General features: G+C 58.9%; 17 protein-coding genes and 2 pseudogenes. 12 read left to right on the plus strand and 7 right to left on the minus strand.

What is annotated here, in order from left to right; genetic code table 11:
* Positions 1 to 57: 57 nt before the first annotated feature.
* Positions 58 to 1,293, plus strand: coding sequence for an MFS transporter (locus HMPREF0308_RS09725; RefSeq protein WP_034657439.1), 1,236 nt, complete (start codon positions 58 to 60; stop codon positions 1,291 to 1,293).
* Between the two features lie 262 nt (positions 1,294 to 1,555).
* Here HMPREF0308_RS09725 and HMPREF0308_RS14225 read toward each other — a convergent pair.
* Positions 1,556 to 2,656, minus strand: a pseudogene (locus HMPREF0308_RS14225) (IS3 family transposase); the annotation flags it as partial.
* 201 nt (positions 2,657 to 2,857) lie between these two features.
* Here HMPREF0308_RS14225 and HMPREF0308_RS13920 point away from each other — a divergent pair.
* Positions 2,858 to 4,135 carry a Fic family protein gene (locus HMPREF0308_RS13920; RefSeq protein ID WP_034657440.1) on the plus strand — a complete coding sequence of 426 codons (1,278 nt, stop codon included), beginning with the start codon at positions 2,858 to 2,860 and terminating at the stop codon, positions 4,133 to 4,135.
* A 137-nt stretch (positions 4,136 to 4,272) separates the two neighbouring features.
* Here HMPREF0308_RS13920 and HMPREF0308_RS09740 read toward each other — a convergent pair whose 3' ends face one another.
* Positions 4,273 to 5,433, minus strand: coding sequence for an RtcB family protein (locus tag HMPREF0308_RS09740; RefSeq protein WP_005531143.1), 1,161 nt, complete (start codon positions 5,431 to 5,433; stop codon positions 4,273 to 4,275).
* A gap of 551 nt (positions 5,434 to 5,984) precedes the next feature.
* Between HMPREF0308_RS09740 and HMPREF0308_RS09745 the strand changes: the two are divergent.
* The 3 genes and pseudogenes from HMPREF0308_RS09745 to HMPREF0308_RS09760 form a co-directional block, all read left to right on the plus strand.
* A pseudogene (locus tag HMPREF0308_RS09745) lies at positions 5,985 to 6,314 on the plus strand (hypothetical protein); the annotation flags it as partial.
* Between the two features lie 363 nt (positions 6,315 to 6,677).
* Positions 6,678 to 7,154: a hypothetical protein gene (locus HMPREF0308_RS14045; RefSeq protein WP_005531148.1), complete on the plus strand. Its 477-nt coding sequence runs from the start codon at positions 6,678 to 6,680 to the stop codon at positions 7,152 to 7,154.
* Between the two features lie 194 nt (positions 7,155 to 7,348).
* Entirely contained in the window at positions 7,349 to 7,663 is a 315-nt protein-coding gene (locus HMPREF0308_RS09760; protein WP_034657441.1) for a hypothetical protein, read from the plus strand.
* Between the two features lie 414 nt (positions 7,664 to 8,077).
* Here HMPREF0308_RS09760 and HMPREF0308_RS14230 read toward each other — a convergent pair whose 3' ends face one another.
* Positions 8,078 to 8,428, minus strand: coding sequence for an SDR family oxidoreductase (locus tag HMPREF0308_RS14230; RefSeq protein ID WP_236251915.1), 351 nt, complete (start codon positions 8,426 to 8,428; stop codon positions 8,078 to 8,080).
* A 32-nt stretch (positions 8,429 to 8,460) separates the two neighbouring features.
* Here HMPREF0308_RS14230 and HMPREF0308_RS09770 point away from each other — a divergent pair, with 32 nt between their 5' ends.
* Positions 8,461 to 8,847, plus strand: a complete 387-nt coding sequence (locus HMPREF0308_RS09770) for a hypothetical protein (RefSeq protein WP_005531151.1) — start codon at positions 8,461 to 8,463, stop codon at positions 8,845 to 8,847.
* Positions 8,848 to 8,902: 55 nt separating this feature from the next.
* Complete coding sequence (locus HMPREF0308_RS09775; RefSeq protein WP_050765436.1) at positions 8,903 to 12,157, plus strand: DEAD/DEAH box helicase; 3,255 nt, start codon at positions 8,903 to 8,905, stop codon at positions 12,155 to 12,157.
* Here HMPREF0308_RS09775 and HMPREF0308_RS09780 read toward each other — a convergent pair.
* Positions 12,154 to 13,368, minus strand: coding sequence for an ATP-binding protein (locus HMPREF0308_RS09780; RefSeq protein WP_005531161.1), 1,215 nt, complete (start codon positions 13,366 to 13,368; stop codon positions 12,154 to 12,156). The two genes, HMPREF0308_RS09775 and HMPREF0308_RS09780, sit on opposite strands and share 4 nt — an antisense overlap.
* Before the next feature lie 155 nt (positions 13,369 to 13,523).
* Between HMPREF0308_RS09780 and HMPREF0308_RS09785 the strand changes: the two genes are divergently transcribed.
* Positions 13,524 to 14,606 (plus strand): alpha/beta hydrolase, encoded by a 1,083-nt coding sequence (locus HMPREF0308_RS09785; RefSeq protein WP_005531162.1) that lies wholly within the window; start codon positions 13,524 to 13,526, stop codon positions 14,604 to 14,606.
* Between the two features lie 38 nt (positions 14,607 to 14,644).
* Positions 14,645 to 15,103, plus strand: coding sequence for an S-ribosylhomocysteine lyase (locus HMPREF0308_RS09790; RefSeq protein ID WP_005531163.1), 459 nt, complete (start codon positions 14,645 to 14,647; stop codon positions 15,101 to 15,103).
* Between the two features lie 16 nt (positions 15,104 to 15,119).
* Here HMPREF0308_RS09790 and HMPREF0308_RS09795 read toward each other — a convergent pair whose 3' ends face one another.
* The 3 genes from HMPREF0308_RS09795 to HMPREF0308_RS09805 form a co-directional block, all read right to left on the minus strand.
* Positions 15,120 to 16,007 (minus strand): aldo/keto reductase, encoded by an 888-nt coding sequence (locus tag HMPREF0308_RS09795; RefSeq protein ID WP_115340926.1) that lies wholly within the window; start codon positions 16,005 to 16,007, stop codon positions 15,120 to 15,122.
* Positions 16,008 to 16,151: 144 nt separating this feature from the next.
* Positions 16,152 to 16,997, minus strand: coding sequence for a PDDEXK family nuclease (locus HMPREF0308_RS09800; protein ID WP_005531165.1), 846 nt, complete (start codon positions 16,995 to 16,997; stop codon positions 16,152 to 16,154).
* 112 nt (positions 16,998 to 17,109) lie between these two features.
* Positions 17,110 to 18,213 carry a UDP-N-acetylmuramate dehydrogenase gene (locus HMPREF0308_RS09805; RefSeq protein ID WP_034657442.1) on the minus strand — a complete coding sequence of 368 codons (1,104 nt, stop codon included), beginning with the start codon at positions 18,211 to 18,213 and terminating at the stop codon, positions 17,110 to 17,112.
* Positions 18,214 to 18,237: 24 nt separating this feature from the next.
* Here HMPREF0308_RS09805 and HMPREF0308_RS09810 point away from each other — a divergent pair, with 24 nt between their 5' ends.
* Genes HMPREF0308_RS09810 through HMPREF0308_RS09820 form a run of 3 tightly spaced genes read left to right on the plus strand, consistent with a single transcriptional unit; the run spans position 18,238 to position 20,406 of the window.
* Positions 18,238 to 18,729 (plus strand): DUF2505 domain-containing protein, encoded by a 492-nt coding sequence (locus tag HMPREF0308_RS09810; protein WP_005531167.1) that lies wholly within the window; start codon positions 18,238 to 18,240, stop codon positions 18,727 to 18,729.
* 18 nt (positions 18,730 to 18,747) lie between these two features.
* Positions 18,748 to 19,560: a class I SAM-dependent methyltransferase gene (locus HMPREF0308_RS09815; RefSeq protein ID WP_005531168.1), complete on the plus strand. Its 813-nt coding sequence runs from the start codon at positions 18,748 to 18,750 to the stop codon at positions 19,558 to 19,560.
* A 51-nt stretch (positions 19,561 to 19,611) separates the two neighbouring features.
* Positions 19,612 to 20,406, plus strand: coding sequence for an LmeA family phospholipid-binding protein (locus tag HMPREF0308_RS09820; protein ID WP_005531169.1), 795 nt, complete (start codon positions 19,612 to 19,614; stop codon positions 20,404 to 20,406).
* Positions 20,407 to 20,408: the final 2 nt, after the last annotated feature.

Here is a 20,408-nt window from a genome sequence, read left to right on the forward strand (position 1 = left end):
CTGTCCGGGGGTCAGGCCCCGTCTTGCCAACATTAGCCTTCATGAAAGGACTAAGAAATGGCCACCTTAATGAGTATTCCTAGCTATCGCCGCTTAGTCGGAACAATGGCGTTCAACCAAACTGGTTATGCAATGGCTTCAGTAATAGTTCCACTATTGATTTTTGACATAAGCAAAAACGCCACACTGGCAGGATCAGTATCAGCTTTTGGAACAGGTTCGCTTATTCTTTTGAGCCTGTTTGCCGGTGCATTAACAGATAAGTTTCATCCCTCAGTAGTGCTAAAACGAGTTACTCTCGCTCAAACGATCATTTGGATCAGCATTGCTCTCATGCTCTCCTTTAGTGATCTTCCGTTACTCCCCATAGTTTTATGCATCGTTCTCGCTTCCGCGCTCTCTGCATTCGACGCACCAAGCGAACAAAGTCTCATCAAGCAGATGGTCCCTACAAGCGATCTAGGTACAGCAAATGCTATCGCGCATGGACGTGAATCCACTGCGGAAGTTTTCGGCGGACCGAGCGCCGGACTTCTTTACGGTTTAAACCCCCACTTAGCTCTTTTTGTCCAGGGAGCATTCCATGCCATCGCCTGCGCTCTCGTTCCTCGAAAGCCTAATTCAGCGTCAGCAAATCAGCTACCCGAAGAACACGACACAAATGTTTCTGTTCTAAAGTCCTCGACTGATGGGTTCCGTTTTGTATTTAGCCACACAGGGCTGCGCGCAATCACTCTCGTGGCAGCCGTTGCCAACATTCCAATGTCAGCTTTTATCTTGGTACTGATTTTTTCATACCGCGCTACAGGAGAATCTGCATTCATTATCGGTTTGATTTCAGCATCTTTTGGATCCGGTGTCATCGTAGGTTCTTTTTTGGCCAGCAAGCTAGCAGAGGTTGTACCACTAGGAAAACTTGGCACTATAGCTTTACTTACCTTCACAATAAGCCTTATTGTGCTTACCACACTACATAGCAATACGGTCGCCACCATCATTGCTTTATTTATCGCGGGTCTACCCCTAGCGTCTTTTAATACTGCAATTGGGGCTTTTACTGCCGCCATTACCCCTGACTACCGAATGGGCGCAGTAACCACAGCTTCTACCATTCCTGGAATATTTCTCATGCCATTCGGAGCATTTCTCGCTGGCTTTGGATTTGAGCACTGGGGAGCTCCAACAACACTCGGACTCATTTCAACAATCGCGCTCATTGCCACCATGATGACGCTAACCTCAGCGGTTCGCGGAATACCATTGCTATCTCAACTCGACGAAGTTCAATCCTGATAGTTCCACTCTGCACTGTAATGCTCTTAAAATAAGGATTACCCCATAGAACGATTAAGCCAAATAACTTTCGACGACATATACCTCATCTCCCCGTCCAGTTGGAATGATTGAAACACCGTAATGCTCCCAGACCTAATCAAAATTCAGGACTTCCAGAAAGAGAACTCTGGGCGGCTGGTGAGCGACGGTTTCAAGGAGCCCGACCCCGGAAAGTAGACACCGTGGGGTGAACAAAATGTAGGTGTAAGCCTATCAGACCTTAAGCGGCTTGGGACTCGAACTCATCGGGAGTTTTATACCCGCACCAAGTGTGCCGACGGCACGTGTTGTAGCGCACGCACCACCGGAAGACGTCTCGGCGGCAGATCAGTTGATTGGCGAATGTCTTCGCATCTTTGAGGACCTCCCGTATCAGAGCCGCGTTGAACGACTCAGCCAGCGAATTATCCGCGCTGGTTCCCACCGCGCCCATCGACTGGGTAACGCCCAAGCGCTTGCATGTTGCCTGGAACTGCGACGAGGTATACACGCTTCCGTGATCCGAGTGGAAAACCGCACCATCAAGACCTCCACGCAGATGGGAAGCGTTTTCGAGGGCTTCTTCTACCAGTTCGCAACGCACGTGATCTGCGATAGCAAAGCCGACAAGTTTGCGGGAAAAACAATCAATCATTGTTGCCAAGTACATGTTCGTTCCGTCTGCGATCGGCAGATACGTAATATCGCCAACAAGCACACGATTTGCAGCGCAGGCTGTGAAGTCACGGTTGACCAAGTCTGCAAACACGCGCCGGCCTTTGTCGCGCACAGTGGTCTAGACCCTGCGCTTCTTTTGAAATCCGAACAGGTTCTGGGCCCGCATCAAACGTGCCACCTTTTTGCGATTGATCCGCTTGGCAGGGGTTGTAGCACCGTCGCGACGTGTGGGGTCGTTGAGTTCGGCGGTGATGCGACGAGCGCCCCACACGCCGTTTTCAGCGTCGAAAATGGTCTGGATCTCCGCGGCCACCACAGCGTCATCTAAAAGGCGCGCACGGCGCCGCGGAGCCGAGTTCTTCCACTTGTAATACGAAGACCGATTTAAGCCCAGGACTGTGCACATCCGCTTGACCGAGTAGTCGGGGATATGGTCACAAGTGAACTGGAAGCGGATCACCAGGTCGTCTCTTTAAGCAAAATACTTCGCGGCCTTGCGCAGAATATCGCACTCTTCACGAAGCCGCTGGCTTTCGCGCTCTCGCCGACGGATTCTTTCCGTATCAGCCAGCTTTTCTGTGGGCGACGCTGCATCATCATCCTCGGCGACGTTGGTGCCGAATTGCTAGTACCAATACCCCAAAATCGAGCGATTGGTTCCGATAATCTTTTCCACTCATCCAGAACCATACGAAGCATAGGACCGTATCAAGCGTCTTTAACAAAGCAGTGACTCACGATAAGAGTTATCTGGCGCATTGCGCTCGCAGTCCACCGGGATAACGGCTATCCCGGTAAACTAGGATATCAATCTACCAAGATAAACCTTATCCCCAATGCCCCAAGCGCATGAGAGGAGTCAACTGTGGCAAAGACAGTCGAATTGGAATGGATCCCCGCTGATGGCAGCGGTCTTTCTCGACGCGCCAAACAGGGAGGTAAGTATCACGCTTTCGTTCCCGATTCCCTTGCAGGCATGTCGTTGAAACTGCCGTCCGAGCTCTCGCGACGTATCGTTCGCATCGAGCGGGAGATTCACAATCTCGGGATGAGAGACAATACCCACTCCCTTGAAGGAGTTGCGCGACTCCTGCTCCGATCTGAGGCCGTCGCCTCCTCCCGGATCGAAGGAATCGCTCCCAACTCCGACAAAGTGGCCATGGCGATCCTCGCGCGTGAATCAGATGCCGAAATTCGGGGATTCAAAGAATCCGCAACAGCTGTCGCCCGCAATGTCGCCATCCTCGACACCATCAATGCAGACTTGGCTTACAAAGACGAGCTGGTCCTGGATGACATTGTTGCAATGCAGACAGCGCTCGTTGCAGAAAAGCCTTTGCAAGGAGTACGTACTACTCAAAACTGGATTGGTGGGTCTGACTATCACCCCATCGATGCGGCTTTTGTCCCCCCGCCTCCTGTACAAGTCCCAGGACTCCTCGACGATCTCATTGAATACTTCAACGGGGCAGACCACGCCGCGCTCGTTCAAGCAGCACTCGTTCATGCACAGTTCGAGACCATCCACCCATTCCCGGATGGGAATGGACGCGTGGGGCGAGCCATGATTCACGCGCTTTTGCAGCGCAGAGGGCTCACCGATGCTGCGGTTCTCCCCGTCAGTATGGTTCTGGCAACGCTCGGTGACCGTTACGTCGACGGACTCACGAAATTCCGCGAGGGTGACGTGCTGGCATGGATCTCTTTCTTCGTCGAGGCTGCACAAGTCGCCACCACCAAAGCAGCTGAACTTGCGGATAGCGTCGCCGCCCTAGAAGCAGAATGGATGGACAAGGTCAATCACCACCGCACTGCGCAAGGAAGCAAGCGCGCATTGAAATCGAATTCGACAGAGTTCCAACTGCTCAAGAAACTACCTGCGATGCCTTTGGTCACGGTGCCCATCGTGAAGTCCGAGCTGGGGATTTCATCGACAAGCACGGCCCGAGATGCTCTCGATTCACTCACCGACGCTGGCATTCTGCGTAAGAAAGTCATCGGTGTGGGCGGGCTTCTCGGTTACTTCGCTGACGATGTTTTCATGTTGGTCGACGATGCTGAACGCCAACTCGCCTCGACGCAGTTTAATACTCGGCTTTCACCTCCGACCGGCCGAGCGGTTCCAGCCCTTCGCGATAAATAAGCAGTAATCATTAGTAGTCACGCGCTTCGTTTCCTTACATAAGGCAAAGCGTCGTGCTGGTGCGACGGTGCAGGAGGGGGCATCGGAAAGCGCAAAAGGGACCGTCACTCAAAGTGACGGTCCCATCATGGCGCAGGTTAGGTGCCCTTAACGTTGAGAATCTGGCGCAGGGTGTGCTTGACCTCAACGAGCTGGGTGGCATCGGCCATCACGCGGTCGATGTCCTTGTAGGCGTCCGGAATCTCATCGACGAACTCGGCACCGGGACGATAGACGATGCCTTCCATGCGTGCGGCAAGGTCCGCCTCGGTGAAGCGGGCCTTGGCCTGGGTGCGCGACATGACGCGACCTGCGCCGTGCGGCGCAGACTTGAGGCCCGGCGCGTAGCCCTTGCCTTCCACGACGTAGCTGGCGGTGCCCATCGAGCCGGGGATGAGACCGCGGTCGCCCTCATCCGCCTTGATGGCGCCCTTGCGCGTGAGCCACACGTTCTTACCGTAGTGGTTCTCGCGCTGGGTGTAGTTGTGGTGGCAGTTGATGCGCTCGAGCTCGAGGTTCTCGCGATCCGCGCCGGACCAGGTGGCGACGCAGTCGAGGAAGCGGTCCATCATCTCATCGCGATTGAGCAGCGCAAAGTGCTGTGCCCAGTGGAGATCCGCAATGTAGGAGTCGAACTCTTCCGTGCCCTCGACGAGGTAGGCCAGGTCCTTGTCTGCAAGCTGGATCCAGTGCTTCTCGCAGTGGCGCTGCGCGGCCTTGATGTGCTTCTGCGCAATCTTGTTACCCACGCCGCGCGAGCCGGAGTGCAGGAACAGCCAGACGCGGTCTTCTTCGTCGAGACACAGCTCGATGAAGTGGTTGCCGCCGCCCAGGCTGCCCAACTGCTGGCGCCAGTTCTTCGAATGACTAAGGTCCACGCCGGTGTCCTGGGCCAGCTGCGCGAGCTCGCGCGTGCGGGCCTCGGTGCGCGGGTCCATGATCCAACCGTTGTAGTTTCCGGGCGAGAGTGGAATGGAGTCTTCGACCGCGGTGCGCAGGTCCTCGAGAGCGAAGTCCTGGATATCCGCGTGCGTAAGGTGGGTCCGCACGGCAATCATGCCGCAACCGATATCCACGCCGACGGCCGCCGGGATGACGGCACGCAGCGTACCGAAGACGGTGCCGACCGAGGAGCCCTTGCCAAAATGGGCATCAGGCATGAGCGCCACGTGTGGGTAGACGAAGGGCAGGTCAGCGACGAGTTGTGCCTGCGCCACCGTCTTGTCTTCAACGATGGAGGCGAAGTTGTGCAGGCGCATAAGGGAGCCTTTCTCTGCGCTTTAATAGCGCAGTTCGTGAGAAAGGGCCTGCTTGGGCGGCTGACTTATAGGTTTGCGCGCGGGTTGCGCGGCTGGCACCAACGTCCGGGATAAGCAGGGCCGCTTTCCCGGAAAATGGTCAAGTCAGCCTGTTAGAAGAGTTGCTTAAAGAAGCGTCCTAGCGGCTGATTGTTATAGGTCATCATCGCGGGTTCGCCTCCTTTATGCTTTCTTGTTCTTCTTTCGGGCTGTTAGTGCTGCGTGTGAGCCTACACGATGTACGCGATTTCTACACGCGATTGATGATGCAAGGGAATTCACCCAGCCACGAAAACTTGACACCGTCCATTCAACAGCATTCGCTGCCTGCTTATTTGTTCGTCCGTCTGGCGGAGTATCGTGCGCCGTGATGAGCTTCATTTGATCGTTCAGCCCGCCTCGACCTAGTCGAGAGTGGGCTGGATCTTTATCTGGGTTATGCAGCAAGATTGCGCTGGGTAAAGCCGACGTCGTGGTCGCCGGCGGCATCGACGACGTGCAAGGCGAGTCCCTCCAAGGCGGGTGCCGCGCTCTTCCAGACCGGCGGTATCATCGACGTCTTCCGCACCGGCCGCATCCCCGCCAACGTCTCGCTGGACTGCGTTGATCCGCTCATCGCACCGAAGGCGAAGAACCCGGTATGGCTGCGTTCGCCGCTCGACCTAGGGGCCGCTGGCCGTCCGGTCAAGGCCGCGGCGCTAACCTCACTCGGCTTCGGACACGTCGGCGCCCTCATCGTGTACGCCCACCCGGGCGTGTTTGAGGAGGCCGTCGCCAAGCAGCGCGGCGCTGACGCTGCAACGGCGTGGCGCGAGCGTGCCGAGCAGCGCCTCGCCGCGGGTCACGACCGCTGACAAATGAGCGGCCTGCACAAACCTGGCATACATTATTGGGGATAAGAGACGGTTGTTGAAGACCCATCTGCTCACTAACGGCGAAGCCGCCCCCTTCCAACTTGCAAGGTCCCATATAAGTTTGATGCTAGACACAGCAATGACCCAAAACAAAGTGATTATGATGGTGCATTTCTCGATTGGGTTTTTAGTGGTATCGCGCCACGGTACAGCTCATCGAACGGCTGCTGGAACGATAAAGCAGCACACTACAAGACAAAAGTTCATGAAAATTTGGGTAAAAGTATTGCCATCTCTTGAATTCTTCAGTAATTTCCTCGACAAAACCAGATTGACAAGAGAATTAAGGAAATGAAGTTGAAGAATACATTCCAAAAAGTCTTTCCCGTTCTTGTTGTAGCCGCAACAATATTCGCTACCCCCACCGGAAGTTTTGCCTTGGAGACCACCCCAACAGTATCCGCCGCATCCCCAGCTGATAGCACGCAAGACAAAAACTTAGTTGGCAATCAAGCTTTAGCAATCCCTGCAAGCGAGGTATCAGAGTCAACAGATTTTGATACTGCGATGGCCACACTGTCTCACTACCTCGTATATCGGGCGGACGGACAACGCCATTTCGACACCGAAAAAGCCAAAGAAGAAAATGCGTCGCATTATTTACTCGTCGCAGGAGAAAACCTCAACCGCGTAGCCGACAATAACGAGGTCATGATATATAGCCTTGAAACGCGCGACATGCCTGGGTATGGAAACTGGTGCGGCCCAGGGCACAGTGGTCCGGGTGCCCCCAATCAATACTCTCGACTCTCTCTGCCAAAAGCATGATAAATGCTATGGTTCGCGAGGATACTTCGCTTGCTCATGCGACAGGGAGCTGGTTCAAGGAATTCGTAAAACCGGGGCAAATTCAATGGAGTCGGAGAAAACGCGATGGCCCTTGCTATTGCTACATATTTCAATTCCGCCCCGTGCAATCCATTAGCATAGTGGGTCCCCAACGGTCCAGGAAGGAGAAAGAAATGAACAGGCACAAAAGCAACAAGAGCCTAAAGTTAAGTAAACTTCTCTCAGCTTTACTCTCAACAACTGCGATTGCGTTCCCGTATCTTTTTCCTTCCATTTTTCCGGAAGGGACCATGCCGTATTACATCATTACCGTACCCATAGGTGTAGCAGCTGGAGTCCTTGCATACAAAAGCCAATCGTGGTTGCTTGTTGCATTTTCTATTCTTGCCGGATTATCCCCACTACTGTTCGCTTGGATAATTTGGGTTGTTATCGGGATCATATATTTTGTCACGGACGGTCGCTTCCCCAGCGCTGAATGGCTCTAAAGAATTCAGAGCCGCAGCACACCCTCGGCGAACAAAATATGCCTGAAATTTCCAGATCCCGCGCCCCCTACTGCGGTGCGGACTTTCCGCAGCTTTAACCGTAAAGGTGTCAAAAGTGAACTGCTCCCCATAATCCGGACTGAAAAATCAGAAACCAGATTGTGGGGAGTTTTCTATGCATCCAGCAGCAAGTTGAGCCAGGCTCAGCGTGAACAAGCAGTGGAACTATTTGAGCAGGGCTATGGCGCTAGAGCGGTCTCTAATCCTCTCGTCTCATACGCTTCGCTAGGTCTATCCTCCCCGGACGCGGCTGCCCTACTTTCGCCCTCATCACCAAGCTCTGGCGAACAGCACATGTCATGTCAGCGCACCTAAGTTTTCCAACGATCATTTCACGGATAGTCGACCTGCGGTTTAGTGGAAGACCATGCCACCGTCGACGATGATGGTCTGGCCGGTGATGTAGTCAGAGTCAGGACCAGCGAGGAATCCGATGATCTTGGCGACGTCCTCGGATTCGGAGAGGCGCCCCAAGGAGATGTCCTTGGTGAACTGCTCCCAGCCCCACTCGGCGGGCTTGCCAGCGTTTTCTGCGAGCTCCTCGGCCAGTCCCTTCATGATCAGAGTACGCACGATGCCCGGCGCGATTCGGGCGGCGGCACGCGAGGGGGCATCGGCAGCGCTGACGGCGCATACGGAATGCTCGGATTCGGCGCAGCACACGCAACGTACGCGCAGATGAAGGTCCTCTTTCGAATCCCACAACGCCGCAGCAGGGGCGCCAGTATGATGAGAGAATGTCTGCTCTCACTTGCTCGGCACGGCTCGCCCAGGCCGCCGCTGCCTCATTCCTTGCCCTCGCGGCGCTCGCCCCGACTACGGCGTCCGCTCAAGAAGTTACACCGCTGCCTGCACTGTCCTCGACAAGCCTCACCGAGGTCATCGACTCCTATGCGGGCGCGTCCATGTTTATCAATATCAATGCCGGCTATCGGGTCATTCATCCCACGAGTCCCGCCGAGGAGCAGCTCATCCGCTGCATGAATTCGGTACCCAGCAGCTCGCGGGACCGCTGGAGCACGGCCGGCATGATGAGCAGTTATGCCGCGGGCTGGTGGTGCATTTTGAGCAACCCGCAGCTCTCTCTAGCGTTAGATAGGCACATCGCTCGCCCCATGAATTAGCAGCGCTTTCGCCGTCAGCGACCTCGTGTCGGCACCCTCCCGTAGCATGTGTGGTGTGAGGACCGAGACACTCAATAACTTCGTAGACCCGCGGGTCGTCCAGCGCGGGGTTGCGCTGGCCACGCAGAATGCCGCGCGCATCGAGTCCGTCGAGGCTGCCCGAGGCGAGGGCGCCAAGGTGTCGGGCTATTGCACCGGGTCGCGTGGGGACGAGTACTTCGTCACGGTCGACTACACGCTGGGCACCGACGGGGTGGTCACGGCATTTAACTCGTGGTGCGCGTGCCCATATGGCGAGCGGTGCAAGCATGCGGTGGCGCTGGCGCTCAAGCACCACCTTGACTATCGCGAGATAGGCAAGCGCGAGCCGTTGGGCGCGTTCGGCGAGTTTGTTGACCACCTTGTGGAACGCACGGACAGCTTCCGCGAAACACGGGAGGTGCTCAGCGAAGTACTGGGGTGGGAACGGCGCCGCCGGCCTGTACGACGCGAGCCGACGTGGCAGGAATTGTTAGAGGAATACCTGCCTGTGGAATCCGCAGAGTCCTCGGCCGCCACGCCAGTCGCGGTGGTCTTCGAGACCGACTTTAACGTTGTGGGGGATCATGCGGTGTTGCGCAACCTCAGCGTCACCGGCGGCCGACCGCGTAAAAACGGACGCGGGTGGGTGAGCTCTGACATGACGCTGGCTAAGCTGCAGAACGGCACCGGTCATCCCGTCGCAGAACGAGACCGCGACCGACTCATTGAAATTCTTTCCGAGGCTGGTTCTTACGACATTCATAGCCAGCCTCAGTCATTGCGGAGTCTCCGCAGTCCCAAGTTCTTTGCGCTTCTCGACGAAGCCCAGGAGTACGGCATCGAGCTCACCACGGCAGACGGAGGGCTCGTCATCCTCCATGAAGAGCCGCTCACCCCAACCGTGTACGTCACCGAGAATGATGAGGGGCTGCGCATGGACGCCGCGATCGTAGAGTCCGGCGACCATCCCCCACTCATTCTGGGATATGAGGCGCGCGGTGCGGCATGGTTCGATGATGACGGGTACCTGAACCTGGGACGCTTCCGGCACCGCGCACCAGCGGAATGGCAGCGCCTACGGGAAGCCCGCCGCCCCATCACGGTGCCGCCGGAGGGCCGCGCCGAATTCGAAGAGAAGTTCCTGCCGCGACTGCGTGCAACCGGGTGGAGCAGTCCGGACGAGTCGTTTGTGCCCACGCCACCGGCACCGCCCGTGGTGCGGGCGTTTGTCACGGCCACGGCCCACCTGTTGCGCGGGGCCGTCGAGTTCCGCTTCGCCTACTCCAACGGGCGCACGTACGCGCTGGGGACGGAAGCGGACCCGACGCGCAACGGGGAATCGGAAAGCGAGCTGCTGGCGGGCCTGGAAGGCTTCAACCTCACGGACCGCGAGATAATCGGCGCAGAACTCATGGAATTCCTGCATGAGACGCTGCCGCAGCTGGAAGCCGCGGATGTCGATGCACGGTTGTCGCCCGGCGCGCGGGAGCTCCTCGGGCTGGAGACGGCCGAGTCCATCGATCTCCACGCGGGACTCAAGGGCCAGGACAAGGACTGGCTCGACTTGTCGATGGAAGTCCGTGTCGACGGGCAGGGCGTGCCGCTCGCGGAGGTCATCCGAGCGCTGCGTTCGCAGGCGCGCATCCTCATCGTGAACGGGCACTACGCACACCTCGACTCCCCGCAGTTCGATAAGTTCGCGCAGCTCCTCGAGGACGCGCAGGGGCTTTCCGACGCCCGCCGCAACGCCGTCCGCGTGCCGAAGACGCGCGTGGACTGGTGGGAGCAGCTGGGCGAGCTCGACGCGCTCCAGGTCGATGAGCGCGCGTGGCTCGACAAGGTCGTGGCAGCAGCGCACACGGAGCTGCCCTCGTTCGACGTGCCGGCTGCGTTGGACGCGACGCTGCGCCCATACCAGGAAGACGGTTTCCGCTGGCTGGCAAGCCTGCGGCGGCGTGGATTCGGCGGCGTGTTGGCTGACGACATGGGCTTGGGCAAGACCATCCAGATTTTGTCGATGATCCTCGATTCTGGCGCCGGTCCCTGGTTGGTCGTGGCGCCGACGTCCGTAGTTTCCAACTGGAAGGCCGAGGCCGCGAAATTCGCGCCGTCACTGCGGGTGACGGTGGTGGAAGCGACGGTGAAACGACGCCAGGATTCTCTGGCATCTCTGGCGGAGTCTGCGGATGTGCTCGTCACCTCGTATACGCTTCTGCGTCTCGAGGCATCCGAGTACCAGGCATTGGGCGTGGCGGGCGTGGTTCTCGACGAGGCACAGAACGTGAAGAACCCGACATCCAAGATCTACGCAGCGGTGCGCGACCTGCAGGCGCCGGTGCTCTACGCGGTGACGGGTACACCGATTGAGAACTCGCTCAAAGACGCATGGAGCCAATTCTCCCTCGCCGCGCCCGGTTTGTTGGGGAGCTTCCAGCAGTTCCGTGAACGTTTCGAAAAGCCCATCGCAGGCAACGACACAGAGCTGTCCAAGACGCGCATGGCGGAGCTGCGCCGCCGCGTCGAGCCGTTCCTGCTGCGTCGGCGCAAAGCTGACGTCGCGCTCGACCTGCCGCCCATCCAAGAGCAGGTCGTGCCGGTGGAGCTCGCGCCCGCGCATCGCAACCTGTACGACGTGCACCTCGCCCGCGAGCGCCAGCGCGTGCTTCGCCTGCTCACCGAGGATCCCGAGTCCAACCGCGTCGAGGTGCTCGCCGCGCTCACCCGTCTGCGCCAGCTCGCGATTTCGCCGACGCTCGTGGAACCCGAGTCCGGTGCACCCAGCTCCAAGCTCGACGCGATGACGGGGCTCCTGCGCGACATCCTAGCCGAGGAACACCGCGTACTCATCTTCAGTCAGTTCACGAGCTACCTCGCGGAGATTCGTGCCCGCCTCGAGGCCGAGGGAGTTTCCTTCTCCTACCTCGACGGCGGCACGCGCGACCGCGACGCCGCGATCCGCGCGTTCACGGAAGGTAACACGCAGGTCTTCCTCATTAGCTTGAAGGCCGGCGGCGTGGGCCTCAACCTCACGCAGGCGGACTACGTCATCGTCGCTGACCCATGGTGGAATCCGGCAGCGGAGGCCCAGGCCATCGACCGCGCCCACCGCATTGGCCAGACGCAGCCCGTCACGGTCTATCGGCTGGTCTCCGCGAACACCATCGAGGACAAGGTCGTCGCCCTCCAGGACACCAAGCGCGCGCTGTCCAGCGCCTTCCTCGAGCCCACCGGTTCCGCGACCGGCGGGGCAGCGCTCGATGCAGCGGCGATTAGGGACCTGCTGGCCTAACGCAACGGGGCGCCGTCGAGGAAATCAGCGGCATGGAGATGTACTACCTCTCCAGTGTTCAGAGGCATTGCATCGAATGTGAGGAGAATGCAATGGCTGCCAGCGGGCAGGCCACGGAAGGAAGACAGCTCCCGATGCAGCGTCTTATCATCCAAGGCCGTGAGCGCGACCTGCACATAATAGCGTTCCTTATCCCGCGTCACCACGAAGTCGACTTCTCCCTGCGGCGCATTTCCAACTGCAACCGAGAACCCCCGCCGAAGCAGCTCGAGATAGACCATATTTTCCAGATCGTGCCCGGCATTCGACGAGTTCGCTCCAAGTAACACGTCACGCAGTCCTGGGTCGACAAAATAATACTTGGCACCGCCTTTGAGATGTGCTTTCCCACGGACATCAAAGCGGTCACAGCGATAGAGCATGTGCGCATCGACCAAAAGACCGAGGTACCGCTCCACCGTTGGTTGCGTCGTTTTTGCGCCCGCAGATGTCAGGTAATTGGCAATCTTGTGTGCCGACAGCTGCGAGCCCACATTATCGAATACGAATCTCGCGACCCTCATGAAGATGTCAGGATCTTTAATTGCACCTCGCAGTGCAATGTCGCGCGCGAAAATAGAGTCGAAAATGGCGTTGTTGATCTCCCGTCGGATTTTCGGAGATCCTACTTGCGCCGCGGCTGGCAACGTACCGCGCATCCATTCCGCGTAACGAGCCGAAGGCTGAGAAGGAGCTTCCGGAGCGAAAGAGGAGTACTCATGAAGCGAAAGAGGAAACATCTCCAGCTGTATATAACGCCCAGCTAGGTATGTAAGTCCCTCGCCCACGAACATGGAAGCATTCGAACCCGTCACCGTGATGGTGAGATTCTCGTGAAGCCGCAGCGAGTTAATAACCTGTGACCAATCGTCGAGCTCCTGAACCTCATCCACATGAAGATGCGTCGCCCCCGTTGCTGCAATTCGTGCCGTCATTTCCTCGTGAAACCGCTGGGCTTCACGAAGCCCCAGAGTGGAAAAATCCTCAAAGTTGACAGAAACGACCTTTTCAGAACCAACGTGTTGCTTATAAAGCTCCAGTAGAGACGACTTTCCCGAACGTCGCACACCACTTATTACTCTCACCATACCGTTAGTAGCCGGATCCGCGTCCCAATCCACCAATGTCTGCAGGTAGTCCTTGCGGGTGCGAAGTTCATGTGCGCGAGTCATGACTTAAAGTTTAGTTCAGATTTTCACCAATGGCGACAACAATTTAAAGTTAACTTTAGTTTTCTTCCAATTCTGGATGGAATTTAAAGTTAACTTTGGTACTGTTGCTGTGCTGCCATTAGGAAAGAACCCCGCCACCGGCTACATTCGTTGCCATGCCTCTTACTTTCTCCCGCGCGGCTGCAGCCTGCGCTACTGTGCTCCTTGCTGCGTCGACCGCCGCCCCGGCGCTCGCGCAGTCCTCGAACTTCGCGCCTTCGGAAGTCCTGTCTGGACTCGCCCCGGGATTTGAGCCTTCGCAATTCCCGCAAGGCTCCTCAACGGTGCTGCCCAAGGTGGACGGTACAAATGTCCCGACCACGGATGGCTCGGGCGCGCGCTTGGTCGAGACCCGACACATCGAAAAGAACGTCTACCAAATCGACATCTACTCGCCGTCGATGGACCGCGTCATCACGAATTACTACTTGAAGCCTTCTGTTGACGGACCGCGCCCGACGGTCTACCTCATGCAGGGCTCCGAGGGCGGCGAGTTCGGCTCCACTTGGTACACCCAGACCAACTATGAGGACTTCTTCGCGGACAAGCCGGTCAACGTTGTCTCCGCCGTCGGTGGCCGGGGCTCCCAGTTCGCGGACTGGCGCCGCACGGACAAGGAATTCGGCATGAACAAGTGGGTGACGTACTACTCGCAGGAGCTTCCCTACGTCATGGAGCATGAGTTCCACGGCGACGGACGCTCCGCCATCGCGGGCTTGTCCATGTCGGGCTCGGCGGCGCTCAACATCGCGGCAAAGTCGAACGGTAAATTCTCCGCCGCTCTGGGTTTCTCGCCGTACCCGGCGCCGTCCTCCGTCATCGGCCGCGCGTTTAACACGGTCATGACCGCGCGCCTGGGCGGAGACCTCGTCAACGCCTTCGGCTGGCCGGATGACCCGGCGTGGGACGACAACGATCCGTCCGCTCACCCGGAGCGCCTGCGCGGCATCAAGGTCTGGGCGACCACCGGCAATGGCACGCCTATGACGAAGGACCCGTACGACCTTGATGACTTCCAGGAGATGCTCGCCGAGACCATTGCGCGCCCCATGACCGACCAGTTCGTGGCCAAGGCCCGCGCCGCCGGCGTGGACATCACCTACGCACGCGAGAACTACGGCTCGCACTCTTATGAGTTCTTCGAGCATCAACTGCCGAAGGCGTGGTCGCAGGCCATCGCCCCGGCACTGGGACTTTAAATCGGGCTTCGCGGAAGTCGAACGATAGACTCGATCCCATGACAAAGAGCAACGTGGAATCCTTTGAACTCGACCACCGCCTAGTCAAGGCCCCGTACGTACGCGTGGCCAAGCGCGAGCGCCTCAGCGACGACGTGGAGATCATCAAGTATGACCTGCGTTTTTGCCAGCCCAACGAGGAGCACCTAGAGATGCCTACGGTGCACTCCATTGAGCACATGATGGCCAACTTTATGCGCGACTACACGGATAAGCTCATCGGCTTCGCACCGATGGGCTGCCAGACCGGCTTCTACGCCATTACGTACAACATGGAGCAGGACGAGCTGCTCAACGCACTCGAGCACGGTCTCAACGATATCCTCAACGCCACCGAGGTTCCGGCCGCCAACGAACGCCAGTGCGGCTGGGGCGCCAGCCACTGTCTTGAGGGCGCACAGGCTGCTGCCCGCGAGTACCTCGCGCACAAGGACGAGTGGCTCGAGGTTATGGCTTAACCTTTATCCGCGGGTCTTATCTACGGCCCTTATCCACGAAGCCTTCGTGCAGTTGCGTCAACCGCGCGCCCTGCACGGGCTTTCGGCTTAGTACCTCGTCAATGGCCTCGCACTCCTGCGCGCTCAGCGCAGTGACTGCGAGGTTTTCTTTGATCCGTGCGAGGTTCGTCGAACCGGCAATCGGCACCACGTCCTTGGCCAGCAACCAGCCCAGCGCTATCTCGGAGTCGTTGCGGCCGGGCACTGCTGCCGCCACTTCCTGCGCCAGCTGCTTGTTGGCCGCGAAGTTCGCAGAGTGCAAACGCGGCGAGGAAGAATCATCATCTGGCTCGCTGCGGCCTGCCAAAAGCCCCTTCGCCAGCGGTGAATAGGCCATAAACTCCGCGCCCAACTCGCGGGCTAGCGGGATGATTTCTTCTTCTACGTCGCGGCTAAAGATGGAGTATTCATACTCCAGATACTTCACCGGGCAGACCTTGTGCGCGCGACGAATGGTCTCCGGGCTTGCCTCGCACAGCCCGAAAGCGGCCACGTCACCTGCATCGATAAGTTCTTTCACTGTGCCCGCTACTTCCTCAATGGGCACGTCTTGGTCCACGCGATGCTGCATATACACGTCCAAGCGCTCCCGTTTTAGCCGGCGTAACGAACCATGGGCGCTCGCGCGAATAACCTCCGGGCGCGAGTTCAAAGCGCCGGTGGGCTTTCCTCCCTCAATTTCCCATCCGAACTTGGTGAGGACGCGGGCGCGGTTGCCCAGGGCGTCGCCAAGCATTTCTTCGCCCGTGAAGGGCCCCTGGATTTCAGAGGTGTCGAAAAGCTCTACGCCTGCCTCCACTGCGCCACGCAGGACATCGACCATCTCGGCGCGACGCGGGGAATCGGGATAGGAGTGCGGAGTCATTGAGGTACAGCCAAGCGCGATCATGGACACCACCGTAGCTGCTTCCCTCGTGTGCGTGTACCTCCCTGTGTAAATAGCCCCCTTAAACCGGCACTATTTCCTGCGCTAAATACACACAGAAGTACGGTGCCGCGGGCACAGCGTTCACCACGGCGCGTTCTCGTAGCGGAAATAGTAATGCCACTTCCACGCCGGTGGTAGCAGCTCCCCTCCACCGCGGGCCACGGCGATGACCTGGTCGACGGCCACCTGCAGATGATGCTCAATCATGCCTGCCGTGAAATGCAGGGGCTTCCACCCGCGCTGCACCGCGTCGTTGAGCTTCTGGCGGTCCAGCTCAAAACGCTGGATGCGCTCACCCTTGTGATACTCGTAGCCGTCGATCTCGATCGCGACCTTCTCCTTTGCCAGCACGATGTCCCAGTAATAAGGGCCGATGCGTTGGTTGTTGGTCACGGTGAGGCAGGCATCGGCAAGGGCTTGGATAAGGCGGCGCTCGTATTTGCTATCACTGCCGATGACGCTACGCTGCATAATCCGCCGCGTGCGCGCGGGAAAGCGCTGGAAATCCTCCCTAAAAAAGGCCAACCTTTGGTGGCCATCCTTGCCGTTGCAGAAACGCTCCAAGAACTCGATGGCTTTGTCTTCTTCCACAATCTCCAGCGCTTGCAGCGGATTGCATGCGTTTAGGCCGTTGACCATATATGGGCCCTTGGGTGTGGCGCGCCGCGTGGTGAAATACTCACAGGTACGAGCGTGACGTGCCGCCATGAGCTGCAGCGGAAACTCCAGCTTGCGCTCGGCATAAGCGGCCATGGCCGAGCCTCCATCCAGAACGGTGCCGGGATAGCGCTCGTTCAGAATCCCCGCGAGTTCGCGCGGGGTGGGTTGGCGCGGCAACGTCAGGCCCGGCGTGATGCGCACGGCTTTGCCCTTCGCCACGAGGCGATCGATAGTGCGCGAGTGTTTCCCCCGAATTGGTTGCAGCATCCTCTACTTCCCCCAAGTGTGCGTGCTCCCCCAAGCATGCGGATACCTCTCAATGTAAATAGGCCCGTCAATTCGCGCAATTGGGAGGCCTATTTACACACAGCGGTACGTTCTAGACGGATACCCCAATCCAGACCGGCTCCGGCACGAGCTCCACGCCGAAGCGCTTGGCGACGCCCGCGCGAATCTCGCGCGCCAACGCCACCACATCGGCAGCCGTCGCGGTCCCGCGGTTGGTCAGCGCGAGGGTATGCTTCGTGGACAAGGTAGCCGGACCAGCACCTGGATAGCCCTTTGCGAACCCGGCGCGCTCGATGAGCCAGGCGGCCGAGAGCTTTATTTCCTCGCCGTCCGAGCCTGCGTGGACTGCGTGGCGCGGCATGCGGTCTGCGTCCTCGGCGCCGCGTTCAGTGCGCACGATTTCCTGGATTCTATCGGCAACCGCAGATTCCACGATGGGGTTAGTGAAGAAGGAGCCGGCGGACCAGGTGTCGTGGTCGGCGTCGTCAAGCACCATGCCCTTGGACCGACGCAGCGAAAGGACCTGCTCGCGGACCTCAGCCACGGGCCGGCGCTCGCCTGGGGTCTGCGTGAGCTGGCCAAAGCGCAACGGCTTGGACAGGCCATCGGTGGTCAGCTGCAGCTCGATGGCCAGCACCACGCCGCGGCCGGTGAACTTCAGGTTGGAGTAGCGATACGCCAGCTCCAGCGCCGCGGCGAGCACCCAGGAGGCCTCGCCGGTCGCGCGATCGTAGAGGTAGACCTGCGTGAGGACGTCGGAGATCTCGGCGCCATACGCGCCCACGTTCTGGACCGGAACGGCACCGGCGTCGCCCGGAATGCCGGACAGGCACTCGATGCCGCCCAGGCCGCATTCCACGGTCATCGAAACGACGTCGTCCCAAGTAGCGCCTGCATCCGCGCGGACCAAACCGCTGGCCACGGAGACGTCGATATCGTCGAAGTCGAGGCGCACCACAACCTGCTCAAGCTCGCCCTCTGCGACCACGAGGTTTGAGCCGCCCCCGACAACGAGGTACGGGACTTCCTCGAGCACGCGCAGCGCCGCCACTGCAGCCTCCGCGGTCTCGCAGTGCACCGTGGCCCGCGGCGAGCCGCCAATGCGCAGGGTGGTCAGGTCCTTGAAAGTGGTCTCATGTTCCACCGTCACGCCCGTGATCTCTTGCAGCTTCTGGGTCATAAATTCGTCAAGCACGTCTACCAAGGTAGTCTGTAAAGCATGTCAACCCGTAGCGAAAACACCGTAACGATCAATCAGCCCATCGAAAAGGTACACCAGGCGTTGCTCACGCAGGGTTACTGGGAGCACATTGTTGCTAACCTTTCTCCGGATCCGGGCCAGGTTCACGACTTCACCAACAACGTAGCCATCCTCTTCGAGGTGCTGCCAACCACCTTGCTGCCTGAAGCTGTCCGCGCCATGGTTTCCCAGGACCTCAAGGTCAAGCGCGTCGTCACCATCGGTGACCTCAACGGCAACGCTGCCGACGTCAAGTACACCGCTGACGTCAAGGGCACCCCTGTTGACTTCGGCGGCGACATCGCCCTGACCGGCGAGGGTGATACCACCACCCTGTCCTACGTCAACGAAATCTCCGTGAAGATCCCGATGATGGGCGCTGCCATCGAGCCGAAGGTTGCCGATGCCCTAGGTGAGCTCTTCAATAACGAGGGCAAGCTGACCGAGCAGTGGATCGCTGACAACCTCTAAACGCTACTTTTAACAGAAATGGCCGATCACGCACATAACCTGCGCGCAAGCGCGAGTGCGGGTCGGCCTTTCGGCGTTATTACCCGCGGCACCACCAATCAAAACAGGCTTCGTCGCTGCGACAGGTGGGTCGCGGCGCACCCCGCCATCACGACTTTGCTGCGGTCCGTGGAGGAGCCGCTGGCTCTCGACGTCGGCTATGGCGCGTCCCATTTCACCACCGTGGAGTGGGCGGGCTGGCTGCGCCGGGTGAATCCGCACGTGCGGGTGACCGGCCTAGAGATTGCGCCGGAGCGCGTGCTGCCGCCGCGCGACGGCGTGACGTTCGAGCTGGGTGGATTCGAGCTGGCGGGCTATCGTCCGCAGCTCGTTCGCGCGTTCAACGTGTTGCGCCAGTACGACGTCACCCAGGTTCCCGAGGCCTGGCACGAGGTGACGTCGCGGCTAGCCCCCGGCGGATTCTTCATCGAGGGCACCTGCGATGAGCTGGGTCGGCTTTCTACCTGGATTCTGTTAAACGCGGACGGGCCGCAGTCTCTAACGCTCTCGTGGGACCCGTTTGCTGTGGAGAAGCCTTCGGACTTGGCCGAACGCCTGCCCAAGGCGCTCATCCACCGCAATGTGCCAGGCGAGCCCATCCACGACCTTCTCAAGGAGGCTGACCGCGCCTGGGAGTACTCGGCGGGCTGGGCGCCGCATGGACCACGCGTGCGATGGCGCATGGCGCACCAATCGCTTATCGACGCCGGGCTTCCCCTCCACCCGATCCGGCGCCGACTTCGCGACAATGTTTTGAGCGTTGACTGGGAAGTCGTTGCGCCGAAGCTGTGAAGGCCCCACCCGCATTGGCCATCTGCCGCCACATGAGTAACACTAGTAGGCATGGCTAAAAAGAAGACTTCACTAGCATGGAAAATTCTCATCGGGGTGCTCGTCACATTCCTCATTCTCGTGTTGGTGGCGGAATTCGGCATGCGCTGGTTCATAGGAAACCAGATGAAAGACCAATTCGTGCAGGCAGCCAAGGACGAAGGCGTTGAGACTCAGGAGGAGCCGGACGTCAGCTTCGGCGCTACCCCGCTGGTGATTGGCATGCTGGGCGGCAAGCTCTCTGAGATGAACATGACCACGCCGTCCACGCTGAAGATCGAGGGCACCGAGATCAAGGGCCAGCCGGCCACCGATATCCACATCGAGGACATGACGCTCTCTGATGACCCGGTAGCCGGCTCGTTGCGTGCTTCGACCAAGGTTCCGGACGATTTCCTGCTGGCCACCTTCCAGAAGGCCATCGCGGAGAAGTCAGGTAGCGATCAGATAGCGAACCTAGCGGTCTCTGACATCACGGCTAACGACGCTGATAACGTCCTCAACGTCGAGTTCGCTAATGGCTTGGCTAACCTGGCGCTGGAGCCTGTCGCACGCGACGGCGGCCTGTCCATCAAGGCAAAGAACGCTTCCCTCCTCGGCTTTGAGTTGCCGCAGGAGGCTACCGGGGCCATCTCCTCTGCCTTGCAGGAGGGCATGAAGGACCAGTTCATTGGTGAGGGGCTTAGCCTCGAAGCAGTTGACGTGGCAGACGGCGAGCTGGAAATGACCATCGTGGGCAAGGACGTTCCGATGAGCAAGCTGGGCGCTGTGACCGCGGGCGGCCAGAGCGCCCCCGCGCAGGGATAGCG

Origin of the sequence: Corynebacterium striatum ATCC 6940 (assembly GCF_000159135.1) — a bacterium.
GTDB classification, from domain to species: Bacteria; Actinomycetota; Actinomycetes; order Mycobacteriales; family Mycobacteriaceae; genus Corynebacterium; species Corynebacterium striatum.